The organism is Mesorhizobium sp. L103C105A0, from assembly GCF_000502215.1.
GTDB lineage: Bacteria > Pseudomonadota > Alphaproteobacteria > Rhizobiales > Rhizobiaceae > Mesorhizobium.
On the sequence record NZ_AYXF01000005.1, the window covers coordinates 80,082 to 104,992 of the forward strand.

The following is a 24,911-nucleotide window of genomic DNA, read 5'->3' on the forward strand; positions in this document are numbered from 1 at the left end:
AATCGCGATGAACCAGCAATCGATCCATGACCGGATAATGTCCCGCAACCAGGGAAAGGATGCTGTCCGGGTCGGCATCGAAGACCGGAGCAGACCGCAACGAAACCGCGCGAGGACCGCTGTCTTCTCGTTGCTCGCCATTGCCGTCGTCGCCACGGCCGGCTTCGCGGCCATGCGCTACGACCTGCTCCACAATTTATTGCCGCAGCCGGCGGTCGCGGAGACCAACCAGCCCAATCCGGCCCTGGCCGAGACGCCATTTCTGCAACACGCCAAAGAGGCAGGCTTGCAGTCTTGTTCCAACATTTTCCCAGCCCTTGGGCAGATGCTGACGACCGGCACGACGTACAGCGTCCAGTCGATCTGGAACAACGAGGCCCCCGACAAACACCTCGTGGAAGCCTTGGTCGGCATGAACTACGCTACACAGGGCTACAGCGGCCCGGCGGCAGGCCTGGTGTTCGCGGCACCCACCGCATCCGTTTGCGAAGGTACGATGGTCAGGGTGGCGCCATTCGCGGCCAATTGCGCCGATGTTCCGGCCCTGCTTCCGAAAGACAGCAAGCTCGCCAACAATCTTGGACAAATCAGCGTCTATGAACTGGCCAATGGAGGGGGCAACGCGATGCTGCTGCCAACCGGCAACAGCTGCGTCGTCATTTCCGTGGCCTCGGCAGCAGGTAAACAAGGAGGCGTACAATGAGGGTGAATTCCGCCATTGCGGCGATCGGCATGCTGTTGCTTTGCGCCGGGCGGCTGGGCGCGGCGGACCTAGCCCCGGCGGCGGACGTGCCCGAGCCGCCGGCCCAGGAGGAGAGAGGCATCTGGGCGGCGATCGCCTATTCGAGCCCCGACGAGAAGCACGGCTTCTTTTGGGGCGCCGACAAGCGGCAGGAGGCGATGGACATCGCGCTGAAGCATTGCCAGAACGCCGGCGGCGGCAGCTGCGCCGTGGTCAGCGTATTCCGCAATCATCGCCATTGGGACGATGACGACAATACCGGCTTTCCCTACAAGCATTGCGGCGCCCTCGCCGTAGGCGAGAAGCCGGAAGGGCGGCTGACCAGTTGGGGCGCCGAGACGGCGCAAACACGCCGGGATGCCGAAGACCTGACACTGCAGGCGTGCGAGCGGAACGGACAAAAATGCAAGATCCGCGAGTGGGTGTGCACATGACGCATCAGAGCGAAGCAGCGGAACGCCAATCGAGGCGCATGTTTGCACTCAGCGTAGCGCCGTGCTCAAGCGGGGTCAGCCCTTTGCCGTGATGCGCATCGACGGTATGCGACACCGGCTCGAAGCAGAAGAAATCGGCATCCTGCGACGGCGAATAGAGGATGAAGACGTCGAGCAATGGCGAGGCGGTGAGCGAGATGGCGATCCTGTCCTCGGGCCGGGTGATCCTGGCGCGGCGGTCCCAGCCGTCGAAGGCGTTGTTGACCCAGCTTCGCGGCAACAGGGAGGCGTTCGAGAAATTCCACGCGGGGTAATCGGCCACCGGCGCCACGCCGACCGGCAGATGATGCTTGTCCTCCAGCCAGACCCGCGCCGCCTTCGCCTCGAGCGTCGTTCCGGCGCTGCGCGGGAACCACGGATGAAAGCCGAGCCCGTAAGGCAGGCGAATGCCGGTGCGATTCTCCACCGTGAGCGTGGCATCCAAGGCCCCGTCATGCAGCGCATAGGCGACCCGCGCCGTATATCGGTAGGGGCCGATTTCACCGGCGTCGAGGACCAGTTCTGCCTCGGTGGCGCTGTGGCTGGCAATCCGCCACTCCCTCTGGAAGCCGTCGCCATGGATTGGAAAGGCCTCCCCCGGCACGTTCGGCTCGATCGCATGGAAGCGGCCGTCGAAGGCGAAACCGCCGCCTGAGATGCGGTTCGACCAGGGAACCAGAAGCTGGCAGCCGGAGGCGCCGGTGCCATCGTCGGGGCGGAGCAGCGGCACCGTTGCGCCGCAGACCAGTGCGTCGAAGCGGGCGATCGCTGCGCCCTTTTGCGGCGCCAGGACCAGACGGGCGCGGTCGTCGCGCAGTTCCAGGAGGCCGGCCATCCCTACCAACCGCCGTCAATAGCGATATTTTGGCCGCTGATCATGTCCGAGGCGGGCTGGCTGACACTTTTCACCGCCCCCTGGACAGGCTGCCCAGAATCCCGCGCACGATCGCGCGGCCGACCGACGAGCCGACCGAACGCACGACAGCTTTGATCGCGGCTTCGGCCACCGTCTGGCGGTTGGACGGGCGCGGCGCCGGCACGCGCCGGCCACCGGATTGCGGTGGCGGCGAATCGTCATTGCCGAAGCCGGGGATGGTCCAGCGCGAGCGGCCGCTGTCGGCCGGCTGTGCCTGTTCTTCCGCCTCCTGCGCGCCCACGGCTTTCTTCTGCAGCATCTCGAAGGCCGATTCGCGATCGATGGTCTGGTCGTACTGGCCGGCGACCGGGCTCTGGTCGATCAGCTTGCGGCGCTCGTCCGCCGTGATCGGGCCAAGCCTGGACGACGGCGGCCGGATCAATGTCCGCTGCACCATGGACGGCACGCCCTTGACCTCCAGCGTCGAGACCAGCGCCTCGCCGGTGCCGAGCTGGGTGGTGGCGGTGGCGCAGTCGAAATCGGGATTGGGCCGGAAGGTGTCGGCGGCGGTCTTGACCGCCTGCTGCTCACGCGGCGTATAGGCGCGCAGCGCGTGCTGCACACGGTTGCCGAGCTGGGCGAGAACCTTTTCAGGGATATCCAAGGGGTTCTGCGTAACGAAATAGACGCCGACGCCCTTGGAGCGGATCAAGCGAACCACCTGCTCGACGCGGTCGATCAGCACCTTCGGCGCCTCGTCGAAAAGCAGATGCGCCTCGTCGAAGAAGAACACCAGCTTCGGCCTGTCGGGATCGCCGACCTCGGGCAATTCCTCGAACAGTTCCGACATCAGCCAGAGCAGGAAGGTGGCGTAGAGCCTGGGGTTCATCATCAGCCTGTCGGCAGCGAGCACGCTGATGGCGCCGCGGCCGTCGCGGGTGGTGCGCATGATGTCGGCGATGCGCAAAGCCGGTTCGCCGAAGAAATGCGCCGCGCCCTGCTGTTCCAGCACGAGAAGCGTGCGCTGGATTGCGCCGACCGACGGCTTGGTGACATTGCCGTAGCGCGAGCTGATCTCGTCGGCGCGCGCTGCGATGTTGGCCAGCAGTGCTTGCAGATCCTTCATGTCGAGCAGCAGCAGGCCATCCTCATCGGCGATGCGGAAGGCGATGTTCATGATGCCTTCCTGCGCTTCGGAGAGGTTCATCAGCCGCGACAGAAGCAGCGGCCCCATTTCCGAGACGGTGGCGCGGATCGGATGGCCCTGCTCGCCGAACAGGTCCCAGAAGATGACCGGGAATTCCTGGAAGTCGTAAGGGTCGAGCTTGACCTGCTCGGCCCGCTTGACCAGGAAATCCTGCGCCTTGCCCATCATGGCAATGCCGGACAGGTCGCCCTTGATATCGGCGCAGAACACAGGCACGCCGGCATTGGAAAACCCCTCGGCCAGGATCTGCAGGCTGACTGTCTTGCCGGTGCCGGTGGCGCCGGTGATCAGGCCATGGCGGTTCCCATATTGCAGCAAGAGCTGTTCGGCGCGCTGATAGCTGTCGTCGGGCTTGCGGCTGGCGCCGAGGAAAATGCTGGTGTCGTCAGCCATATGACCATGTCTCCGCAAACTGATGTGTTAAAAGCCTGTGGCCGTGCCGCAGGGTATAGTCAGGCCATTGCGCAGCGACAATGCTATTCTCCAATCGGGCTATCCATCCAGTTGGCTATTCATCCAGATTGGGCCAATCGTCTAAATTGAACCAATCCTCCAAATCGGTTTTTGGAACTTGCGGATTTTGCCGCTGTTTGGCAATCGTTCCATGGTTCGTCCACGCAGGCTGCCCTATGTCAGGGAAGCGAATCCCAACCGCGCAAGCGCATTGCATTGCGATATCTGGCAGGGAACCGTAGACTGGACGGCTGACGCTGGTGCGGCCGCATAAAAACGAGGAGCATGGATGGGCGCCGGAGCCTTGACCAGGAGTGTCGAACCCGCTGACGTCGAGCGCCAGCGTTGGCTGGCCTTGGCCGAAAAGGCGCTCGCCGGCGCCTCCTTCGAGGAAAAACTAGTCTCGCATACCGACGATCAGATTCGCATCGAACCGCTCTACGATCGCGCTGGCGGCGCCGAGCCGCTTGTGCGCGCCAACCCCAAATTGCCCTGGATCGTCAGCCAGCGCATTGACGATCCCGATATCGGCCGCGCCAAGGCGCAGGCCCTGGACGATGTGGCACAAGGCGCGACGGGATTGTCGCTTGTCTTCGAAGGTGCTCCGAATGCGTTCGGCTATGGCCTGCCGAGGACGGCGCAGGCGCTGGAAACGGTGCTGGATGGCGTACCGCTCAACCGCACGCAGATCCGCATCGACGCCCATCCCTGGAGCCGTGCCGTCGCCGACTGGCTGGTGGCGTTCCTGAGCAAGCGCCGCTCCGACCCGGCAAAGCTGAACCTCTCCTTCGGCATCGACCCGGCGGCAATCTTTGCCGGAACCGGCCGGCTGCGCATGTCGATCGAGGCGTTGCAGGCATCGATGCCGCAATCGCTGGCGCATTTCTTCTCGCTGGGCGTGCCGGGTGTGCTGCTGGAGGCCGACGGGCGGGTGTTCCACAATGCCGGCGCCACGGAAGCGCAGGAACTCGGCACCATGCTCGCTTCCGCCGTGTCATACCTCAGGATGTTCGAGGATGCGCGCCAGCCGCTTGTCTATGCCGCTCCCCATATCGGCTTTGCGCTGAGCGTCGACCAGGACCAGTTCCTGTCGATGGCCAAGGTCCGGGCCTTGCGCAGGCTGTGGGCGCGCATCCAGGAAACCTGTTCCATCCCGGCATCGACAGCCAACATCCATGCCGAGACGTCGTTCCGCATGATGACGGCGGCGGATCCCGAAACCAACATCCTGCGCACCACCATCGCTAGCTTTGCAGCGGCAGCAGGCGGCGCGGACTCGATCTCCATCCTGCCACACACCATCGCCCTCGGGCTGCCGGCCGGCTTTGCCCGCCGCATCGCCCGCAATGCGCAGTTGATCATGGCCAATGAAAGCCATATCGACCATGTCGCCGACCCAGCATTTGGGTCGGGCGCAGTCGAGGCGCTGACCCTGGGCCTGTGCGAAGCGGCGTGGGAAGAGTTCCAGCGGATCGAAGCGGAAGGCGGCGTTCTGGCAAGCCTGCAGCAAGGGCATATCCAGAAGCGCGTCAAGGCAGCATCCGAGCGCCGCGCCGAGGCCTACCGGTCGGGTGAACGGGCAATCATCGGCACCACGCTTTACCCGCTGAAAAACGATGCCCCGGTCGAGACGCTGGCGGCTGAGCGGCGGCCGCCTTTCACAGAGGGCGTGGCGGTGTGCGAGGCGCTGTTTCCGGTCCGCATCGACCAGGCAATCGGAGCCGCACAGTGATCCCGGATTTCAGCCACATTGGCTGGTCGGCGCCACGGCGCGCGCCGGTCGAGGTCAAGGGCCAGCGGCTGACGCCGGAAGGTATTGCCGTCAAGCATCTCTACAGCCAGGGCGATCTCAAGGGGCTGCCGCATCTCGACACCTATCCGGGAATGCCGCCCTTCGTGCGCGGTCCCTACCCGACCATGTATGTCCAGCAGCCGTGGACGATCCGGCAATATGCCGGCTTCTCGACGGCCGAGGAATCCAACGCCTTCTACCGGCGCAATCTCGCCGCCGGCCAAAAGGGCCTTTCGGTCGCTTTCGATCTGCCCACCCATCGCGGCTATGACAGCGACCATCCGCGCGTTGCCGGCGATGTCGGCATGGCGGGCGTGGCCATCGATTCCATCCTCGACATGCGGCAATTGTTCGACGGCATTCCGCTGGGCGAGATGACGGTGTCGATGACCATGAACGGCGCGGTGCTGCCGATCATGGCGCTCTATATCGTCGCGGCCGAAGAACAGGGCGTTGCTCAGAAGGATCTCGCCGGCACCATTCAGAACGACATTCTGAAGGAGTTCATGGTCCGCAACACCTACATCTATCCGCCGAAGCCCTCGATGCGGATCGTGTCTGACATCTTCTCCTATACCTCCCAGCACATGCCGAAGTTCAATTCGATCTCGATCTCCGGCTATCACATGCAGGAGGCCGGCGCGACCGCGGACCTGGAGCTCGCCTACACCATCGCCGACGGCATCGAATATGCCCGCGCCGGCGTCGCCGCCGGGCTCGATATCGACCGTTTCGCCCCGCGGCTTTCCTTCTTCTGGGCGGTCGGCATGAACTTCTTCATGGAGATCGCCAAGCTCCGCGCGGCGCGCCTGCTGTGGGCGACCCTGATGCAGAAGAATTTTGCACCGAAGGATGAACGCTCGCTGTCGCTGCGCACCCATTGCCAGACCTCCGGCTGGTCGCTGACGGCGCAGGACCCCTACAACAACATCACCCGCACCATGATCGAGGCGATGGCGGCGACGCAGGGACATACCCAGTCGCTGCACACCAACTCGTTCGACGAGGCGATGGCGCTGCCGACCGACCACTCGGCCCGCATCGCCCGCAACACGCAGCTGATCCTGCAAAAGGAATCCGGCACCACCCGCATCATCGATCCGTGGGGCGGCTCGGCCTATATCGAACGGCTGACGCACGATCTGGCGGCGCGTGCGCTCGCCCATATCGAAGAGGTCGAGGCGCTTGGCGGCATGGCGGCGGCAACCGAACAGGGCATTCCAAAACTGCGCATCGAGGAAGCGGCGGCGCGCACGCAGGCGCGTATCGATTCCGGCGAGCAGATACTGGTTGGCGTAAACGCGCATCGCCCCGAGAACGACATCGACGTCGACGTGCTGAAGATCGACAATGCCGAGGTCAAGGCCCGGCAATTGTCGAAGCTGCAGAACCTGAAAGGCACGCGCAATGTCGGCGCGGTCGAGAGCGCGCTCGATGCGCTGACCCGCGCTGCGCAGGGTAACGAAAACCTGCTGGAATTTGCCATCCGCGCCGCGCGCGCCAATGCCACGGTCGGCGAGATCTCGCTGGCGCTCGAAAAGGTCTTTGGCCGTCACGTCGCCTCGGTGCAAACGATCTCCGGCGTTTATCGCAATGCGCTTGGCGACAATCTGACGGTCGACCGATTGCTGGAGAAGCTCGAAGCTTTCGAGAAGAAGTCCGGCGGCAAGCCGCGCATCCTGGTCGCAAAGATGGGACAGGACGGCCACGACCGTGGCCAGAAGGTGATCGCCACGGCCTTCGCCGATCTCGGCTTCGACGTCACGGTCGGCGCGATGTTCCAGACACCCGACGAGATCGCCAGGCTGGCGGTGGCGCAGGACGTCCATGTCATCGGCGCCTCATCGCTGGCGGCGGGGCACCTGACGCTGATCCCCGAACTACGCGACGCGCTGAAGAAGCTCGGCCGCAGCGACATGCTGATCGTCGCCGGCGGCGTCATCCCGCCGCAGGATTACGGCGCAATGCTGGAAGCGGGTGCCGCGGAAATCTTCCCGCCAGGGACGGTTATCCCGGAGGCTGCGGATCGGTTGCTGGACCGGCTGCTGGCGGGCTGATTGAAACAGTTGCACTGCTTATCAAAGTTGCGTTACAATATCGGGCGCAACCTATGGTATAGCTATGAACACCATCATTCACGGACTTGAGGACGGATCGGGCGTTGTAATCCTGCCGCGGGAAACGCTCGACAGCTTGGGCCTGCAGGTGGGCGATGAACTCCAGATCATCGAAACCGACGACGGCATCATCCTAAGGCCGGTGCCGTGTGACGACGTCGAACGGGAAATGCTTGCTGCTCGCGGTGTCATGGACAAGTATGAGCCCGCGTTGCGAAAGCTGGCTGTGCAAATAGGGTGAGCTGGCGTCAGGCGTCCGACAGCTTGACGATTTCCCATTCCTTGCCGTTGACGCTTGCGACGTCGCCGACCTTCTTGCCGAACAGCGCCACGGCCATTGGCGAGACGTGTGAGATGCTGCCCTTTGAGGGGTCGGCCTCGTCCTCGCCGACGATCTTCCAGTGCACTTTCTTGCCGTCATCGCTTTCCAGCGTGACACCCATGCCGAAGCGCACCTGGTCGCTGCCCGGTTCCGGCACGGAAAGCTCGGCGCTTTCGCGGCGCGCTGTCCAGTAGCGCAGGTCGCGCGAGACGACGGCAATGCGCTCGCGATCGGCTTTTCGCTCGGCTTTCGCCAAAATGTCGCGCAGATCGGCCAGATTGTCCTCGATCATCGCCAGGCCGCGCTCCGTCACCAGATTGCGGTGTTGGCTGATCGGCCGCTCGCCGATGCCGGCAATGGCGTTTTCGCTGTCTTCCTCGCGGGTAAAAGCTCTGCTCATCGGATAAACTTAGGCCCGCTTCCGTGACTGCACAAGCCACTTGCCGGACCAGGTCATTGGCCGGACTATGGCCGAGCGGAGACCTATGCGGCTGGCCCAATTCCTGCGATCAGCCGGATGATCGCAAGGGATGTGCCGATGTTGAACAGACGAACGCTTCTGCAGGGGACGGCCGGCTTTGCCGTGCTCGGCCTTTCGGTGGGCAACGCCTTGGCGAAAACGGCGGTGCGCGGCTCGATCAACGCCGCCGAGCTTGGCGTGGAGCCGGACGCACCGGACGACCAGAGATCGGAAGAGCACACGTCTGANGCCTCGCGCATCCTCTATGGCGGCAATGGCCATTTGCTGACGGCCGAACAGGCCGAGCATATAGAGTTCACCGCATTGGTCTTCGACGGCGCCAACGGCGGGTTGGCCGACGATGCGCAAGGCCTGCTCGACCTGCGCCGCGTCGCCCATCTCGTCATCGACAATTGCACGATCACCGGCAGCTGCAAGCATGGGCTGGCGCTGGAGCATGCGTCGGGCCGCGTCGAGCGCTCCGAGATTTCGGGGGCTGCGGACGCCGGCATCTACTCCGTCGAGGCCGCTGGCCTGGCGATATCCGATAATGCCGTATCCGACTGCGGCAATGGCGGCATTCTTGTCCATCGCTGGCAGCAGGCCGAGGACGGCACGATCGTCAGCGGCAACCGCGTGCAGCGGATCGGCGCGCGCAGCGGCGGCACCGGGCAGAACGGCAATGGCATCAACGCATTCCGTGCCGGCAATGTCTCCGTCACCGGCAACATCGTCTCGGACTGCGCCTTCTCGGCGATCCGCGCCAACAGTTCAAGCAATCTGCAGATGACCGGGAACACCTGCTCGCGGTCGGGCGAAACCGCGCTCTATTCCGAATTCTCCTTCGAAGGCGCCATCATCGGCAACAACATCGTCGATGGTGCCGCTAACGGCATCTCGATCGTCAATTTCAACGAGGGCGGCCGTATGGGTGTCTGCTCGAACAACATCGTGCGCAACCTCTCGACCACCGGCCCCTACCCCGCCGACGCGCCGGGCTTCGGCGTCGGTATCAGCGTCGAGGCCGACACCACCGTCTCGGGCAATGTCATCGAGAACGCGCCGCTCTACGGCATGCAGATCGGCTGGGGCGCCTATATGCGCAATGTTGTGGCGACGGGAAACATCATTCGTCAGGCCGGAACCGGCATCGCCGTCACTGTGGTCGAGGGCGCTGGGAACGCCATCATCTCCGACAACGTCGTCGACGGCGCCGAGAACGGCGCCATCATCGGCCAGCGCTGGGCCGAACGGGCGACCGGCGACCTCGCGCGGTCGAGCGATAGCGGCTATGCGCACCTGACGGTCGAGCGAAACAGGGTCAGCTGAGCGTCGTCGTCGGCCGCAGCGAGCCGACCTTGGCGCCGATGCGGCTTTCGATCGGCGGATTGGCCCGCTCCAGAAGGTTCGCCGCCAGTGCGCCGTCGGCGCTGAGAAGTTTTGCCAGCACAGCAGCAATCATCACCTCGGCGGCGCGGCCGGCGCCGTCATCACATTTCAGCGCGATGCCGAGGCCAAGCTCCGGAACGGCAGCGCAATAGACGCCTTCGGCGCCCGTCTTGACGAAGATGCGGCCGGGCGCGGCCTGCATCAGCGCCACATCGGCCTTGCCGGTGCCGGCGACCAGGAAAGGCTCGGCCATGCAGGCAGACAGCAGGCGTTTGGCCGCCTTGGCACGCTCAGGGCCAAAGCTCCTGCCCGTAGCCATGCGGGCAAAGCCAAGGGCAAAACTTTTCAGCGGCACGGCATAGGTGGGGATCGAGCAGCCATCGGTTGCCCGGTGATCCGCATCGTGGGCAGCGCCGGTCACCGCCTGCATGGCGTCGCGCACCATCTCCTGCAAACCATGGCCTGCCTTGACGTAGCCTTGGTGGGCAATCCCTGAGTGCACGCAGGTGCAGAGAAATCCGGAATGCTTGCCCGAGCAATTGTTGTGCAGTGCGTTCGGCGAGACGCCTGTGCGGGCCAGTGCGATCGTCGCGTCGTGGCTCGACGGCCAATGCGCGCCGCATTCCAGCGCCGACTTGTCGAGGTCGGCCTTGGCCAGCATCGCCTGCGCCAGTTCGACATGCGCGGGTTCGCCTGAATGTGAAGCGCAGGCCAGCGCCAGTTCGCGGTCGCCGAAGCCATAGGCATCGGCGGCACCCGTTTCGACCAGCGGCAGCGCCTGGATCGCCTTGACCGCCGAGCGCGGAAACACCGGCCGCGCCGTATCGCCGATCTCCAGGACAGGCTTGCCGTCACCGTCAAAGATTGCGACAGCGCCGCGATGGGCGCTCTCGACGATCGCGCCGCGCAAGACTTCGACCAGAACCGGATTTGTCATCACCACCCCGAAAAATACGGGCCGCTTCTACCTGATCCGGTCGAGGATGGAAACGTAGTTGGCGACGGCAGCGCCACCCATGTTGAAGATGCCGCCAAGCTTTGCGTCCGGCACCTGGATGCCGCCTGCTTCGCCGGTCAACTGCATGGCGGTCAGCACATGCATCGACACACCGGTGGCGCCGATCGGATGGCCCTTGGCCTTCAGCCCGCCCGAAGGGTTGACCGGCAGCCTGCCGTCTTTTGCAGTCGTGCCGTCTAGCGCCAGCCTGCCGCCCTCGCCCGGCTTGGCTAGGCCCATCGCCTCATATTCGATCAGCTCGGCAATGGTGAAGCAGTCATGCGTCTCGACGAAGGAGAGGTCGTCGAGCGTCACGCCGGCCTTCTTCAAAGCCTGGTTCCAGGCCTGCTCGCAGCCTTCGAAGGACAGGATGTCACGCTTCGACATCGGCAGGAAATCCTGGACATGCTCGTTGGCGCGGAAGGCGACGGCGCGGCGCATCTTCAACGCCGTCGAGGTGTCGGTCAGCACAAGGGCGGCGGCGCCGTCGGAAACCAGGGAGCAGTCGGTGCGCTTCAGCGGACCGGCCACAAAGGGGTTCTTCTCGCTTTCCTGGCGGCAGAATTCGTAGCCGAAATCCTTGCGCATCTGCGCGTACGGATTGTCGACGCCGTTCTTGTGGTTCTTGGCGGCGATCATCGCCAGCGCATCCGACTGGTCGCCATAACGCTGGAAATAGGCCTGTGCGATCTTGCCGAAGACGCCGGCAAAACCGGCCGGCGTGTCGCCCTCTTCCGGCAGATAGGAAGCCTTGAGCAGGTTCTTGCCGATCTCGGGGCCGGGCGTCGTCGTCATCTGCTCGGCACCGACCACCAGCACGATGCGGGCGGCATTGGCGTCGATGGCGCGGATGCCTTGGCGGACCGCTGCCGAACCCGTGGCGCAGGCGTTCTCGACCCGCGTCGCCGGCTTGAAGCGCAGCCGGTCATCGGCCTGCAGCACCAGGCTGGCGGTAAAATCCTGAGGGGAGAAGCCGGCGTTGAAATGGCCGAGCACGATCTCGTCGACCTCGTCCGGGCCAATGCCGGCATGGTCGAGCGCGTCGACCGCGACCTTTGTGATCAGGCCCTCGAGCGTCTCGCCTTCAAGCTTGCCGAAGCGCGAATGCGCCCAGCCGACGATGCATCCGGTCATGGCAACCTCCGTTCGCCGCAAGCCTAACATGTCATAGCGCGGCATCAGCCTCTAATATTGTTCAACAGTGAACCGTTTTCCAGTCCAAGGGATGGGCCAGAGCGACACGATCGGTTGATCCGAGCGCGAGTTTTTTATTGATTGATCCGTCAATAAAAAATAATCTCTGTTTTGATCTGGATCTCCCCAATGCCGAAAGTCGGAATGGAACCGTTGCGCCGCAAGGCGCTCATCGACGCGACGATCTCGGCGATCGGCGAGCGCGGCTCGCTTGATGTGACCATGTCGGAGATCGCCGGCCGTGCCGGTGTATCCTCAGCCCTCGCCCATCATTATTTCGGCGCCAAGGACGAGCTCCTTCTGGCGACGATGCGGCACATACTGGCCGAGCTGACCATCGACATGCGGCGCGCCCTGCAATCCGCCGGCTCGCCGCGCGAACGCGTCTCGGCGGTGGTCGCCGTCAACTTCTCCGACATCCAGTTCCGGCCGGAAACCATCGCGGCCTGGCTCGCCTTTTATGTCGAGGCACAGAAATCATCGGCCCTGCGCCGGCTGCTCAGGGTCTATGCGCGGCGGCTGCACTCGAACCTGATGAGCGGACTGACCGGCATACTGCCGCGCAACGAGGCCGACCGCGCGGCGGAAGCGGTCGCGGCGATGATCGACGGGCTGTACATCAGGCGCGCGCTGAAGGACGGCGTGCCGGATGCTCAAACCGCGATCGCGCTGGTCGAAGATTATCTCGAAATCAAACTCGGCGGGCGACAGACACAGTGACAGCCTCAGTGATATCAAGGCGACCCAACATCCTGATCGTCATGGTCGATCAGCTCAACGGCACGCTGTTTGCGGACGGGCCGGCGGACTTCCTGCATGTGCCGCATCTCAAGGCGCTGGCCGCACGCTCGGCGCGCTTCGGCAACAACTACACGGCCTCGCCGCTTTGCGCGCCGGGCCGCGCCGCTTTCATGAGCGGGCAATTGCCGTCGCGCACCCAGGTCTATGACAACGCCGCCGAATTCGCTTCCTCGATCCCGACCTATGCGCATCATCTGCGCAGCGCCGGCTACTACACCTGCCTGTCGGGCAAGATGCATTTCGTCGGGCCGGACCAGTTGCACGGTTTCGAGGAGCGGCTGACCACCGACATCTATCCCGCCGATTTCGGCTGGACGCCGGATTACCGCAAGCCCGGCGAGCGCATCGACTGGTGGTATCACAATCTGGGCTCGGTCACCGGCGCCGGCGTTGCCGAGATCACCAACCAGATGGAGTATGACGACGAGGTCGCCTTCCACGCGGTGCAAAAACTCTACGATCTTGCCCGCACCTCCGAGGACGAGGCCAGCCGGCCCTGGTGCCTGACGGTTTCCTTCACCCACCCGCACGACCCCTATGTCGCACGGCGGCAATATTGGGATCTCTATGAAGACTGTCCGGCGCTTGAGCCGGAGGTGGGATTCATCCCCTATGCCCATCAGGACCCGCATTCGCAACGGCTTTACCGGGCCAGCGACTACGACAGTTTCAACATCACGCCGGAGCAGATCCGCCGCTCGCGGCGCGGCTACTACGCCAACATCTCCTATCTCGACGACAAGGTCGGCGAGTTGATGTCAGTGCTGGAGCGAACGCGCATGCTGGACGACACCATCATCCTGTTCTGCTCCGACCATGGCGACATGCTTGGCGAGCGCGGCCTGTGGTTCAAGATGAATTTTTTCGAGGGCTCGGCGCGAGTACCTTTGATGATCGCCGGCAAAGGCATTCCTGCAGGGCTGATCGAGGCGCCGGTCTCCAACCTCGACGTGACGCCGACATTGTGCGATCTCGCCGGCATCGACATCTCCGCGATCGCACCGTGGACCGATGGCCAGTCGCTGCTGCCGTTGCTTGATGGCGGACAGCGCACCGCGCCGGTGCTGATGGAATATGCCGCCGAGGGCTCCAACGCGCCGTTGGTGGCGATCCGCGACGGCCGCTACAAATTCATCCATTGCGAGATCGACCCGCCGCTTCTGTTCGATCTCGAAGCCGATCCGCAAGAACGCACCAATCTTGCCGCCGATCCGGCGCATGCCGATCTGGTGGCCGCCTTCACAGGAGCAGTGCGGGCGCGCTGGGACATGGCGGCCTTCGATGCCGCGGTGCGCGTCAGCCAGGCGCGGCGCTGGGTGGTTTATCCCGCGCTGCGCAACGGCACGCATTACCCCTGGGAGTTCCAGCCACTGCAGAAGGCGTCGGAACGCTACATGCGCAACCACATGAACCTCGACAATCTCGAGGAACAGAAACGCTTTCCGCGAGGCGAATGATGACAATTGTCCCCTCCCTCGAGCACCTCAGACAGGCCTATGCCGTGACGTCGAAGGCGACGCAGATCACGCCTTTGCTGGAATCGACAGCCTTGGCCAAGGAGACGGGTGCGGCCCGCGTCTTCATCAAACCGGAATCGCTGCAATGGGCGGGATCGTTCAAGGTGCGCGGGGCCTATTGGCGGTTGAAGCGGCTGTCGCCGGATGAGGCCAGAAAAGGCGTCGTCGCCTACTCCTCCGGCAATTTCGCGCAAGGGTTGGCGGCTGCCGGCCAGGCGCTCGGCATTCCCGTCACCATCGTCATGCCGATCGACGCGCCGGCCGCCAAGCGCGATGCGACCGCAGGTTATGGCGCGCGCGTCGTGCTGACCGATCATGGCGAGCGCGCCCGTGAAGAGGTCGCAGCCGCCAAGGCCCGCGAGATTGCCGAGACCGAAGGGCTGGCGTTGCTGCATCCATTCGACGATCCGGAGATCGTTGCCGGCCAGGCCGGCGCCGGGCTCGAAGCGCTCGAACAACTCGAGGCAAAGGACGCCAGTGCCGACCTTCTGTTCTGCTCAGTCGGCGGCGGCGGACTGATCGGCGGCATGTCGCTCGCCTTCCACTATCTGTCGCCAGCAACCGAGATCATCGGCGTCGAGCCGGAAGGCTTCAACGGCATGGGTGCATCGCTAGCGCATGGCGCCATCGAGACCATGCCGATCGCGCCGAAATCGATTTGCGACGGGCTGATGTCGCGGCGGCCGGGCGACGCGCCGTTCGCGGCGGTCAAGACCGCCGGCGTGCGCGGCATCACCGTCGACGACCAATCGGTTAGGCGGGCAATGAAGATCGCCTTCGAACGGATGAAGCTGGTGCTCGAGCCGTCAGGCGCCGCCTCTCTGGCGGCGCTGCTCGGCGGCAAGGTGGATGTGGCGGGTAAAACGGTCCTGGTCATGGCTACCGGCGGCAATGTCTCGCTCGCCGATTTTATTTCGCATATGAACGATGGGCGCATGTGAACCATGCTTGAAGCAGACTTCGTCATCATCGGCTCCGGCTCGGCCGGCTCGGCCATGGCCTACCGACTGTCGGAAGACGGCAAGCATTCGGTGATCGTCATCGAGTTCGGCGGCACCGACATCGGGCCGCTGATCCAGATGCCGTCGGCGCTGTCGATCCCGCTCAACATGAGCCTTTACGACTGGGGCTTTGCCAGCGAACCGGAGCCGCATCTCGGCGGCCGCGTGCTGGCGACGCCACGCGGCAAGGTGATCGGCGGCTCGTCCTCGATCAACGGCATGGTCTATGTCAGGGGCCACGCACGCGACTTCGACCACTGGGCCGAACAGGGGGCGGCCGGCTGGGGCTTCGCCGACGTGCTGCCCTATTTCAAGCGCATGGAGGACAGTGACGGCGGCGAGGACGGCTGGCGCGGCCACGGCGGCCCGCTGCACGTCCAGCGTGGCCCGCGCAAGAATCCGCTCTACGGCGCCTTTGTCGAGGCCGGCCGCCAAGCCGGGTTCGAACTGACCGACGACTACAATGGCTCGAAGCAGGAAGGCTTCGGACCGATGGAGCAAACCATTCGCGGCGGCCGCCGCTGGTCGGCGGCGTCAGCCTATCTGAAGCCGGCGCTCAAGCGGCAAAATGTCAGCGTGATCAGAGGCTTCGCCCGCCGGGTGATCATCGAGAATCAGCGTGCCGTCGGAGTCGAGATCGAAGCTCACAAACAGATTCAGGTCGTTAAGGCACGACGTGAGGTGATCGTCGCCGCATCGTCGATCAATTCGCCCAAGATCCTGATGCTATCCGGTATCGGCCCGGCCGCGCATCTCACGGAGAACGGCATCCAAGTCGTGGCCGACCGGCCCGGTGTCGGCCGCAATCTGCAGGATCATATGGAGCTCTACATCCAGCAGGAATCGACCCAGCCGATCACGCTGAATTCGGTTCTCAACCCATTCTCCAAGACGCTGATCGGGGCGCAGTGGCTGTTCTTCAAGACCGGCCTCGGCGCCACCAACCATTTCGAGGCCGCGGCCTTCGTACGCTCGCAGGCCGGTGTCGACTACCCCGATATCCAGTACCACTTCATCCCGGCGGCGGTGCGCTATGACGGCAAGGCGGCGGCGAAGGCGCATGGCTTCCAGGCGCATGTCGGGCCGATGCGGTCGAAGTCGCGCGGTTCGGTGACGCTGCGCTCGCCCGACCCGAAAGCGACGCCGGTCATCCGCTTCAACTACATGTCGCATCCAGACGACTGGACCGAGTTCCGCCACTGCATCCGGCTGACCCGCGAGATCTTCGGCCAGAAGGCTTTTGACGGCTTTCGCGGCAAGGAAATCTCGCCGGGTTCGCACGTCCAGTCGGACGAGGATCTCGACGCCTTCATCCGCGATCATGCCGAGAGTGCCTACCACCCGTGCGGCACGTGCAAGATGGGCCGCGCCGACGACATCATGAGCGTGGTCGATCCGGAGTGCCGGGTCATCGGCGTCGACGGCCTGCGCGTCGCCGACTCCTCGATCTTCCCGCGGGTGACCAACGGCAACCTCAACGCGCCGTCGATCATGACCGGCGAGAAGGCCTCCGACCACATTCTCGGCCGCACGCCGCTGGCGCCATCCAACCAGGAACCCTGGATCAATCCGCGCTGGCAGGTGGCGGATCGATAGGGCATTGTCCGGCCAAGACCATTGGAGAATTCATATGCGCGCCCAGCCAACGGCATCGCACTATGTCAACGGCCGCTACATCGAGGACGAAGGCGGCGCGCCGCTGCCGGTGATCTATCCGGCGACCGGCGAGATCATCGCCACCTTGCATTCGGCGACGCCGAACGTGCTGGAACTCGCCATCGAAGCTGCGCGGGCCGCACAACCGGCCTGGGCGCGGATGAAGCCGGTCGAGCGTGGCCGCATCCTGCGCCGCGCCGCCGACATTTTGCGCGCGCGCAACGCAGATCTGGCGCGGATCGAGACGCTCGACACCGGCAAGGCGATCCAGGAAACGCTGGTGGCGGATGCGCCGTCGGCTGCCGACTGCCTCGAATATTTCGGCGGCGCGGTTGCCGTCTTCAACGGCGAGGCGATCGATCTTGGTGGACCTTTTGCCTATACGCGCCGCGAGGCGCTCGGTGTGTGCGTCGGCATCGGCGCCTGGAACTATCCGATCCAGATCGCCGGCTGGAAATCCGCCCCGGCGCTCGCCATGGGCAACGCCATGGTATTCAAGCCTTCGGAGAACACGCCGCTGTCGGCGCTGGCGCTGGCCGAGATCTACTCAGAGGCGGGCCTGCCCGACGGGCTGTTCAACGTGGTGCAAGGCTATGGCGATGTCGGCGCCGGCCTCGTCGGCCACGATGTCGTTGCCAAGGTTTCGGTGACCGGCTCGGTGCCGACCGGCCGCAAGGTGCTGTCGCTCGCCGGTTCGAAGATGAAGCACGCCACGATGGAGCTCGGCGGCAAGTCGCCGCTGATCGTCTTCGACGATGCCGATCTCGAAAACGCCATCGGCGGCGCCATGCTCGGCAATTTCTATTCGACCGGGCAGATCTGCTCCAACGGCACGCGTGTTTTCGTACAAAGCGGCATCCATGACCGCTTCGTCGACCGGCTGGTCGAGCGGACGAAAAAGATCCGCATCGGCGATCCGCTCGATCCTGAGACGCAGATGGGGCCGCTGGTCAACAAGGCGCAGCAGGAGAAGGTCGTTTCCTACATCGCGGCCGGCAGGCAGGATGGAGCAACGCTCGCCTGCGGTGGCAACGTGCCGTCGCTGCAAGGGTTCGATGGCGGCTTCTTTGTCGAGCCGACGGTGTTCACCGGTGTCACCGATACGATGCGCATTGCGCGCGAGGAGATTTTCGGGCCGGTGATGAGCGTGCTGAAGTTCGACGGCGAGGACGAGGTGATCGACCGCGCCAACGACACCGAATTCGGCCTCGCCGCCGGCGTCTTCACCCGCGACCTGCAGCGCGCTCATAGGGTGATCGCCGAACTGCAGGCCGGCACCTGCTGGATAAACGCCTACAATCTGACGCCGGTGGAAATTCCGTTTGGCGGGGTGAAGCAATCCGGCATCGGGCGCGAGAACTCGCTGGCGGCTTTAGCGCTCTATTCGCAGCTGAAGGCGGTGTATGTCGAGACCGGGGACGTGGCGAGCCCGTATTGAGGGTTGAAAGCGAAGTGACAGCTGATCTCCCCCCTTGCGGGGGAGATGGCCGGCAGGCCAGAGGNGCCCGTATTGAGGGTTGAAAGCGAAGTGACAGCTGATCTCCCCCCTTGCGGGGGAGATGGCCGGCAGGCCAGAGGGGGGTGTGACGGATCGCCAACCTTTGGTCTGATCTTCGAGTAGCGGAGACGTCGGCGGGACAGCACCCCCTCTGCCTTGCCAGGCATCTCCCCCGCAAGGGGGGAGATTGGCAGCTCCAACGCTTCACCCCTTCTGCGCTGTCCCATCAAGATACTGCGTCAGCGCGCAGACCAGATGATAGAAGATGCTGGCCGGCACGTCCGATGCCAAGGAGCGGCCGCGTTCGTCGATGCGGTCAATCCACAGGCCGAGCGGGGCCGGATCGATGTGCCAGCGGAACAGGCGGCCGACGCGCGCCTCGATCTCCGGCTTGAGGTCGGGGCCACCAGGCCCGTCAAGCGCGATCGCCGCCTTGATCGCTTCGGCCTGTGGCCAGCTGCGCGATACAAGGTCGAGCGGCAGGCCTTGTCTTGAGACGGCGCCATAGGCAAGGCCGGTGGCGCGGTTGAGGCCGTTGGCGATGGCCGAGGCGTAGAGCTTGCGGGCAAAATTGCTCAACTCGCCCTGACCGCTGCGGGCGACGAAATCGGTGAGCAGCGAGGCCCATTCGAAATGATGGCCGGGCTCGGTCCATGTGCCCTTCTCGCCGGCGGCCGGCTTCCACCCGGCGTCGAAATATTCGCCCAGCGTCCAGCTCTCGGCATCGAAGAAATGACTGCGGAAAAGGTCGATGATGCGCGCGGCGCGGCGCAGATAGGTGCGGTCGCCGGTCGCCTCATACCAGGCGAGGAAGGCCTCGAGCAGATGCATATGCGGGTTGGAGCGCCGCTCGCCCTCGCCGTCGGATGTCTCGAGAAAGCCGGTCATGCGGCTGTCCTCGAGATGCGCGTCGAGAAACACGAAGGTCTCCTGGCCCAGCCGCAGCGCATCCGGATCGCCGCACATATGCGCGTGCGCCAGCGCCAGCAGCACGCAGGAATGGTCGTAGGCATCCTCGGTTGGGTCGGCGACGGAGCCGTCGACATTGAGCGTGCGCACCCAGCCGCCCCGGTCCGTGCGGCCCTTGCCGGCCATGAAGGCGATGCCATGGGCGATCAGGCGATCGGCAGGACCGTCCCAGCCGCGGGCCTTGGCAACGGCGAAGGCGTAGACTTGCCTCGCCGTCGTGCGCATGCGCTTGGGCTTCAACAGCGCCTCGCCGTCGAAGCCGAGCGCCTCGTGGAAGCCGCCATGACGCTCATCGACGCCTGAAGTCGACCACAGCGGCAAGGTCTCCTCGAACAGCCAGTGATGCACGCGCCGACGCCAGGCGCCGCTCTCGATGACGCGGTCGTGTGCCGGCGTAAACCTGGTTTCCAGCCGTCCCGATTTCTCCAGCTGCTCGACGATCTTCTTGACGTGCTGGCTGTGGCTGACCGGGGCAACGAAGGTGGCGTCCGCGGTCGAGACGATGGCGACATCCTTCATGCCGATCGCCGACAAAAGCCGGCCGTCGCTGCGGATGTAGGAGTTCTCGCAATCGATGGCGACGACATCGCCGACGACGACATTGCCCTTGGCGTCGGCAGGGCCGACATCAAGCAGCGACTGCCAGGAGCCGAGGTCGTTCCAGCGGAAGCCGGCCGGCACCATGGCGATGTCCTTGGCCCGTTCCATGATGGCGTAGTCGATCGAGTTCGACGGGATGGCGGCGTAGAGGTCGAGCGGCATATAGAGGCCGGACAGGTCGCTCGTTGCTGCCTTGTAGGCCGCTTCGGTGGCCTGCCAGATGTCGGGCTGGAAGGCCGCAAATGCGTCGCGCATGGCGCCGGCGCGAAATAGGAAAATGCCGGTGTTCCAGTAGAAGGTGCCCGCACTGAGATAGCTCTGCGCAGTGGCGAGGTCGGGCTTTTCGACGAAGCGCGACACGTCGAAGACGCCGCCGCTTTCGGCTGCGACTTCGATATACCCATAGCCGGTCTCGGGCTGCGTCGGCTTGATGCCGAACACCACCAGACGGCCGGCAAGCGCTGCCTGGCTGCCCGCCTCGACGCTCTGCCAGAACTGCTTGGGCGTGGCGATTTCGTGGTCTGACGGCACCACCAGCACCAGGCTGTCGCCGAACTCCGACAATGTGCGCAGCGCGGCCAGCGCCACGGCGGCAGCCGTGTTGCGCCCGGTCGGCTCGAACAGCGGGCCACCGCCGGCGAGGTCGAGGCCGGCAAGGTCGGCATGCACGCGCTCGGCATGGCGCTCGGCGGCGATCAGGAAGATCGGCGTTTCGCCCTCCGGCCGCGCCGTCAGCCGGCGCAGTGTCTTGGCCAGCATCGAGCCGTCGCCGGAAAGATCGTGGAACTGTTTCGGGTTGTCCTCGCGTGACAGCGGCCACAGCCGCGAACCGACACCGCCGCTCATGACAAAACTGACGATGCGCTCGGTCATGAAAGGTCCAATCAGAACGTCTGGTTGTAAGCGCCGACTTCGGGGCTGCGGCGCAGCACGGCGTCGACCGCCTCGAACATCTGCCGGCGGCGGTCGGACGATACCGGGCTTTCGACAACCACGACAAGCTCCGGCTTGTTCGACGACGCCCGTACCACGCCCCAGGTGCCATCTTCGGCCACGATGCGCACGCCGTTGACGGTGATCAGCTCGGCGATCTTCTGGCCGGCAAAAGCCTTGCCGGCGCGCTGTATCGCCTGGAAGTCCGCCACCACCCGACCGACCACGCCGTATTTCACGTCATCGGCGCAATGCGGCGACATGGTCGGCGTGCCGAAGGTCAGCGGCAGCGCGCGATAGAGATCGGCCATCGAACTTATGGGGTTGCGGACGAGCATCTCACAAATGGCTATTGCCGTGATGAGACCGTCATCATAGCCGCGGCCGATCGGCGGATTGAAGAAGAAATGGCCCGACTTCTCGAAGCCGGCGACGGCGCCAAGCTCGGCGACGCGGCGCTTGATGTAGGAATGGCCGGTCTTCCAGTAATCTGTCTTCGCGCCGTTGGCGCGCAGGACGCTGTCGGTGTTGAACAGGCCGGTCGACTTGACATCGACGACGAAGGTCGAGCCGGGGTATTGGGTTGATATGTCCCGCGCGAGCATGACGCCGACCTTGTCGGCAAAAATCTCGTTGCCCTCATTGTCGACCACGCCGCAACGGTCGCCGTCGCCGTCGAAGCCCAGCCCGACATCAGCACCTGTTTCCAGCACTTTGTCCCTGATGGCATGCAGCATCTGCATGTCTTCCGGGTTCGGGTTATAGCGCGGAAAACTGTGGTCGAGCTCGACATCGAGCGGGATCACCTCGCAGCCGATGCGCTCCAGCGCCTGTGGCGCGAAGGCGCCGGCAGTGCCGTTGCCGCAAGCGGCCACGACTTTCAGCTTTCGCGCGATGCGCTTGTCGCTCACCAGATCGTCGAGATAGGTCTCGCGAAAACCGGAGACGAATTCGTAGCAGCCACCGCCGGCAAGATCGAAATCGCCCGACAGCACGATCTGTTTCAGGGCGCTCATCTCCTCCGGTCCGAAGGTGAGCGGCCTCGCCGCACCCATCTTGACTCCGGTCCAGCCATTCTCGTTGTGCGATGCGGTGACCATGGCGACGGAAGGCGCGTCGAGCGCGAACTGGGCGAAATAGGCCATGGGCGACAGCGCCAGGCCAATGTCTTTCACCTTTGCGCCCGCAGCCATCAGGCCGGAAACCAGCGCCAGCTTGATGGCAAGCGAATAGGAACGGAAATCATGCCCGGTGACGATGTCGGGACCCGCGCCAAGACGGCGGATCAAAGTGCCCAGGCCCATGCCCAACGCTTGGACGCCGATCAGGTTCAGGTCCGGCGGTTGCGTCGAACCGGCATGGCCAAACCACCAGCGCGCGTCGTATTCGCGAAAGCCGGACGCCTTGATCAGCGCTTCGGTTTCGAATTCGAAGCTGTTGGGCCGGGCGTCGCCTACGATTTTCAGGGGCAAGGCAGCAAAGCTCCAGATGGCGAAAACACGATCTATCGGGGCTGCGACTTAGCACACAAGGCTTTAAGCCGGGTTTATCCCGGGAGGGAAAGCCAAGCTTTGCGGCGATGCCCAACGAAAGCCAACGAAATGCGACAGAAGCGCTGCCATTGCCGCTTGCAGGAACGGTATGCGGCAGCTATAAGCCCGCGGTCTGGTCACGGAGTGTAGCGCAGCCTGGTAGCGCACCTCGTTCGGGACGAGGGGGTCGCAGGTTCAAATCCTGCCACTCCGACCAGAAAAAACAGACACTTAGGTGTTTGTTCTCCCGACCCACAAGATAGCTTGATGCAAACCGGCCGCGTCGGCGTCGCTGTCAGCATGGTGTTTTGACGCGACAACCTTCCGCGCTACCTCGATAATAGGAATGCCGCCGAGACAGCGGCCGGAACGAGGTTTGCGGAAGATGAATTTGTTGATTTCAAGCCGGCTGTCAGCGCTGCTCGCTTTGTCCCTGGCGGCAGGCTGCTCATCGCTGGGCAGCGCGGTGAACCCGGCGAAATACGACAGCATGACATGCGCCGAGCTCAACACCGCCGTAGGCGATACCGCGCGCGACATCTCGCAAACCGCCATCACCCGCGGCAAGGTCGCCAACACCAGCGTGCCGAACTGGCTGCTCGGCGGCACGCGCGTGAAGAGCGCAGTGGCCAAGCGTGAGACGGCCAGAATCGAACTGCTGAAGCAGCGGCAAGAGGCCATTGTCGCGACAAGAGCCAACAGATGTCCCAGGTCAGCGGGCTAAGCGAACTGGCCCTACCCTGACTATCTGCTCAACGTCACGCCTTAAGCACTCAGCCGGAAGCGCGTGACATCGATCGCCGCAGCCATCAGCGTCTGGGTGTAGGCGGCCTGCGGGTTGCTGAATATCTGTTCGGTCGGGCCTTCCTCGACGATCTTGCCCTGCCTCATGACGATGATGTAGTCGGCCATGGCGCGCACCACGGAGAGATCGTGGCTGATGAAGAGGTAGGATAGTTCGTGGTCGGCCTGCAGCTTGCGCAGCAATTCGACGATCTGCTTCTGCACCGAGCGGTCGAGCGCCGAAGTCGGCTCGTCCAGCACCACCAGTTTGGGCTTCAGGATCACGGCACGCGCGATGGCGATGCGCTGGCGTTGGCCGCCGGAGAATTCGTGCGGGTAGCGGTTGCGTGCGTTGGGATCGAGGCCGACCTCGAGCAAGGCCTCGACGGCGCGCTGATCGCGTTGCTTGCCTGACAGGTTCGGCTCATGCACCAGAAGCCCTTCGGTGATGATCTGGCCGACGGTCATGCGCGGCGACAGCGAGCCGAACGGATCCTGGAAGACGAGTTGCATCTCACGACGCAGCGGCCGCATCGCCTGGCGGTCGGCGGTGGAGATGTCGCGGTCGCCGAAGCGGATGACACCGTCGCTGGGCAACAGGCGCAGAAGTGCGCGGCCGAGCGTCGATTTTCCCGAACCGGACTCGCCGACGATACCGATGGTCTGGTTGCGCTTCAGCCGGATCGAAATGTGATCGACGGCGCGTAGCAGCAGCGGTTCGCCGGCAAGGAAGCCGCCGCCGATCTTGAAGGTCACTTCGACATTGCGGCCCTCCAGCAGCACAGGAGCGCTGGGCGGCGGCGCCGCCTTGGTGCCGGTCGGTTCGGCGGCCAGCAGCATTTTGGTATAGGCATGCTGCGGGTTGGCGAAAAGTGCTTCCGCTTCGCCTTCCTCGACCACCTCGCCATAGCGCATGACATAGACGCGGTCGGCAAAGCGCCGGACGATGCCGAGATCGTGGGTGATAAAGACGATGGCCATGCCGAGCTTGCGCTGCAATTCGGCGAGCAGCACCAGGATCTGCGCCTGGATGGTGACGTCGAGCGCCGTCGTCGGCTCGTCGGCGATCAGGATGTCGGGGTCGTTGGCCAATGCCATGGCGATCATGACGCGCTGGCGCTGGCCACCCGACATTTCGTGCGGATAGGATTTCATCCGCCGCTCGGGATCGGGGATATGCACCAGCCTGAGCAACTTGAGCGCCTCGTTCCGTGCCTCGGCTGCGTTCAGCCCCCGGTGCTTGCGGATCGGTTCGATAAGCTGGTTGCCGATCGAATAGAGTGGATCGAGCGAGGTCATCGGCTCCTGGAAGATCATGCTGATCTTGGCGCCGCGCACCTTGTTGAGGTCGGGCTTGCTCATGGTCAAAAGGTTGCGGCCGCGATAATCGACGTGACCCGTCGCCTCGCCATTGGACGCCAGCAGGCTCATCGCCGCCATCATGGTCTGGCTCTTGCCGGATCCGGATTCGCCGACCACGGCAACGGTTTCCCCTGCCTTGACGTGGATGTTGATGCCCTTGACCGCTTCGACCGCGCCGTCGAGCGTGCGGAAACGGACGCGAAGGTCCTTGACGCTGAGGATCGTTTCGGGCGTTTCCATCGCAACGGTCCCCATTT

20 protein-coding genes and 1 tRNA gene are annotated in these 24,911 nt (G+C 64.2%); 13 read left to right on the forward strand and 8 right to left on the reverse strand.

The window, feature by feature from the left end; all coding sequences use genetic code 11:
* The first annotated feature begins 7 nt into the window (after positions 1-7).
* Positions 8-703 (forward strand): hypothetical protein, encoded by a 696-nt coding sequence (locus X727_RS148675; protein ID WP_023727661.1) that lies wholly within the window; start codon positions 8-10, stop codon positions 701-703.
* Positions 700-1,176, forward strand: a complete 477-nt coding sequence (locus X727_RS148670; protein WP_023687219.1) for a DUF4189 domain-containing protein — start codon at positions 700-702, stop codon at positions 1,174-1,176. Before X727_RS148675 ends, X727_RS148670 begins: the two co-directional genes overlap by 4 nt.
* Before the next feature lie 4 nt (positions 1,177-1,180).
* Here the strand turns inward: X727_RS148670 and X727_RS148665 are convergent, their stop codons facing one another.
* Both X727_RS148665 and X727_RS148660 read right to left on the reverse strand, forming a co-directional pair.
* Entirely contained in the window at positions 1,181-2,050 is an 870-nt protein-coding gene (locus X727_RS148665; RefSeq protein ID WP_023705454.1) for an aldose 1-epimerase, read from the reverse strand.
* 70 nt (positions 2,051-2,120) lie between these two features.
* The gene (locus X727_RS148660) at positions 2,121-3,671 is read right to left on the reverse strand and encodes a helicase HerA-like C-terminal domain-containing protein (RefSeq protein WP_023834444.1); all 1,551 of its coding nucleotides are present in this window, start codon (positions 3,669-3,671) and stop codon (positions 2,121-2,123) included.
* Between the two features lie 349 nt (positions 3,672-4,020).
* On the opposite strand from X727_RS148660, the gene X727_RS148655 reads away from it, so the two are divergent.
* From X727_RS148655 to X727_RS148645, 3 genes are all read left to right on the forward strand, one after another.
* Positions 4,021-5,463, forward strand: a complete 1,443-nt coding sequence (locus X727_RS148655) for a methylmalonyl-CoA mutase subunit beta (RefSeq protein WP_023834445.1) — start codon at positions 4,021-4,023, stop codon at positions 5,461-5,463.
* Complete coding sequence (gene scpA / locus X727_RS148650) at positions 5,460-7,580, forward strand: methylmalonyl-CoA mutase (RefSeq protein ID WP_023834446.1); 2,121 nt, start codon at positions 5,460-5,462, stop codon at positions 7,578-7,580. Before X727_RS148655 ends, scpA begins: the two co-directional genes overlap by 4 nt.
* A gap of 64 nt (positions 7,581-7,644) precedes the next feature.
* On the forward strand, positions 7,645-7,881 hold the full coding sequence (locus X727_RS148645; protein ID WP_023834447.1) for an AbrB/MazE/SpoVT family DNA-binding domain-containing protein: 237 nt from the start codon (positions 7,645-7,647) through the stop codon (positions 7,879-7,881).
* A 7-nt stretch (positions 7,882-7,888) separates the two neighbouring features.
* Here X727_RS148645 and greA read toward each other — a convergent pair whose 3' ends face one another.
* A complete protein-coding gene (gene greA, locus X727_RS148640; RefSeq protein ID WP_023670749.1) occupies positions 7,889-8,362 on the reverse strand; it encodes a transcription elongation factor GreA in 474 nt (157 codons plus the stop codon).
* Between the two features lie 138 nt (positions 8,363-8,500).
* Here greA and X727_RS148635 point away from each other — a divergent pair, with 138 nt between their 5' ends.
* Positions 8,501-9,751 carry a TIGR03808 family TAT-translocated repetitive protein gene (locus X727_RS148635; RefSeq protein WP_023834448.1) on the forward strand — a complete coding sequence of 417 codons (1,251 nt, stop codon included), beginning with the start codon at positions 8,501-8,503 and terminating at the stop codon, positions 9,749-9,751.
* Here the strand turns inward: X727_RS148635 and X727_RS148630 are convergent.
* Positions 9,744-10,748, reverse strand: a complete 1,005-nt coding sequence (locus X727_RS148630; RefSeq protein ID WP_023754817.1) for an asparaginase — start codon at positions 10,746-10,748, stop codon at positions 9,744-9,746. The two genes, X727_RS148635 and X727_RS148630, sit on opposite strands and share 8 nt — an antisense overlap.
* Positions 10,749-10,775: 27 nt before the next feature.
* Complete coding sequence (locus tag X727_RS148625) at positions 10,776-11,942, reverse strand: acetyl-CoA acetyltransferase (protein ID WP_023834449.1); 1,167 nt, start codon at positions 11,940-11,942, stop codon at positions 10,776-10,778.
* Between the two features lie 189 nt (positions 11,943-12,131).
* Between X727_RS148625 and betI the strand changes: the two genes are divergently transcribed.
* The 5 genes from betI to betB are packed head-to-tail and all read left to right on the forward strand — an operon-like array spanning position 12,132 to position 18,415.
* Positions 12,132-12,722 carry a transcriptional regulator BetI gene (gene betI / locus X727_RS148620; RefSeq protein WP_023742680.1) on the forward strand — a complete coding sequence of 197 codons (591 nt, stop codon included), beginning with the start codon at positions 12,132-12,134 and terminating at the stop codon, positions 12,720-12,722.
* Positions 12,723-12,730: 8 nt separating this feature from the next.
* Positions 12,731-14,260: a choline-sulfatase gene (gene betC / locus X727_RS148615; RefSeq protein ID WP_023834450.1), complete on the forward strand. Its 1,530-nt coding sequence runs from the start codon at positions 12,731-12,733 to the stop codon at positions 14,258-14,260.
* Positions 14,257-15,261 (forward strand): threonine/serine dehydratase, encoded by a 1,005-nt coding sequence (locus X727_RS148610; protein WP_023754820.1) that lies wholly within the window; start codon positions 14,257-14,259, stop codon positions 15,259-15,261. Before betC ends, X727_RS148610 begins: the two co-directional genes overlap by 4 nt.
* Before the next feature lie 3 nt (positions 15,262-15,264).
* On the forward strand, positions 15,265-16,917 hold the full coding sequence (gene betA, locus X727_RS148605; protein ID WP_023743711.1) for a choline dehydrogenase: 1,653 nt from the start codon (positions 15,265-15,267) through the stop codon (positions 16,915-16,917).
* Positions 16,918-16,951: 34 nt separating this feature from the next.
* Positions 16,952-18,415 (forward strand): betaine-aldehyde dehydrogenase, encoded by a 1,464-nt coding sequence (gene betB, locus X727_RS148600; protein ID WP_023754821.1) that lies wholly within the window; start codon positions 16,952-16,954, stop codon positions 18,413-18,415.
* Between the two features lie 264 nt (positions 18,416-18,679).
* Here betB and X727_RS148595 read toward each other — a convergent pair whose 3' ends face one another.
* Entirely contained in the window at positions 18,680-20,917 is a 2,238-nt protein-coding gene (locus tag X727_RS148595; protein ID WP_023834451.1) for a mannose-1-phosphate guanylyltransferase/mannose-6-phosphate isomerase, read from the reverse strand.
* A gap of 11 nt (positions 20,918-20,928) precedes the next feature.
* Positions 20,929-22,449: a phosphomannomutase/phosphoglucomutase gene (locus X727_RS148590; protein ID WP_023834452.1), complete on the reverse strand. Its 1,521-nt coding sequence runs from the start codon at positions 22,447-22,449 to the stop codon at positions 20,929-20,931.
* Positions 22,450-22,649: 200 nt separating this feature from the next.
* On the opposite strand from X727_RS148590, the gene X727_RS148585 reads away from it, so the two are divergent.
* Positions 22,650-22,726, forward strand: a tRNA-Pro gene (locus tag X727_RS148585).
* A 168-nt stretch (positions 22,727-22,894) separates the two neighbouring features.
* Positions 22,895-23,233 (forward strand): hypothetical protein, encoded by a 339-nt coding sequence (locus tag X727_RS148580; protein WP_023684572.1) that lies wholly within the window; start codon positions 22,895-22,897, stop codon positions 23,231-23,233.
* Positions 23,234-23,274: 41 nt separating this feature from the next.
* On the opposite strand, the gene X727_RS148575 is transcribed toward X727_RS148580, so the two are convergent.
* A complete protein-coding gene (locus X727_RS148575; protein WP_023684573.1) occupies positions 23,275-24,894 on the reverse strand; it encodes an ABC transporter ATP-binding protein in 1,620 nt (539 codons plus the stop codon).
* Between the last annotated feature and the right edge of the window lie 17 nt (positions 24,895-24,911).

What these genes read in the sequence shown, in the direction of transcription:
- X727_RS148675 (WP_023727661.1), top strand. Translation starts at nt 8, where the DNA reads ATGAACCAGCAATCGATCCATGACCGGATAATGTCCCGCAACCAGGGA.
- X727_RS148670 (WP_023687219.1), top strand. Translation starts at nt 700, where the DNA reads ATGAGGGTGAATTCCGCCATTGCGGCGATCGGCATGCTGTTGCTTTGC.
- X727_RS148665 (WP_023705454.1), bottom strand. Translation starts at nt 2,050, where the DNA reads ATGGCCGGCCTCCTGGAACTGCGCGACGACCGCGCCCGTCTGGTCCTG.
- X727_RS148660 (WP_023834444.1), bottom strand. Translation starts at nt 3,671, where the DNA reads ATGGCTGACGACACCAGCATTTTCCTCGGCGCCAGCCGCAAGCCCGAC.
- X727_RS148655 (WP_023834445.1), top strand. Translation starts at nt 4,021, where the DNA reads ATGGGCGCCGGAGCCTTGACCAGGAGTGTCGAACCCGCTGACGTCGAG.
- X727_RS148645 (WP_023834447.1), top strand. Translation starts at nt 7,645, where the DNA reads ATGAACACCATCATTCACGGACTTGAGGACGGATCGGGCGTTGTAATC.
- greA (WP_023670749.1), bottom strand. Translation starts at nt 8,362, where the DNA reads ATGAGCAGAGCTTTTACCCGCGAGGAAGACAGCGAAAACGCCATTGCC.
- X727_RS148630 (WP_023754817.1), bottom strand. Translation starts at nt 10,748, where the DNA reads ATGACAAATCCGGTTCTGGTCGAAGTCTTGCGCGGCGCGATCGTCGAG.
- X727_RS148625 (WP_023834449.1), bottom strand. Translation starts at nt 11,942, where the DNA reads ATGACCGGATGCATCGTCGGCTGGGCGCATTCGCGCTTCGGCAAGCTT.
- betI (WP_023742680.1), top strand. Translation starts at nt 12,132, where the DNA reads ATGCCGAAAGTCGGAATGGAACCGTTGCGCCGCAAGGCGCTCATCGAC.
- X727_RS148610 (WP_023754820.1), top strand. Translation starts at nt 14,257, where the DNA reads ATGATGACAATTGTCCCCTCCCTCGAGCACCTCAGACAGGCCTATGCC.
- betA (WP_023743711.1), top strand. Translation starts at nt 15,265, where the DNA reads ATGCTTGAAGCAGACTTCGTCATCATCGGCTCCGGCTCGGCCGGCTCG.
- betB (WP_023754821.1), top strand. Translation starts at nt 16,952, where the DNA reads ATGCGCGCCCAGCCAACGGCATCGCACTATGTCAACGGCCGCTACATC.
- X727_RS148595 (WP_023834451.1), bottom strand. Translation starts at nt 20,917, where the DNA reads ATGACCGAGCGCATCGTCAGTTTTGTCATGAGCGGCGGTGTCGGTTCG.
- X727_RS148580 (WP_023684572.1), top strand. Translation starts at nt 22,895, where the DNA reads ATGAATTTGTTGATTTCAAGCCGGCTGTCAGCGCTGCTCGCTTTGTCC.
- X727_RS148575 (WP_023684573.1), bottom strand. Translation starts at nt 24,894, where the DNA reads ATGGAAACGCCCGAAACGATCCTCAGCGTCAAGGACCTTCGCGTCCGT.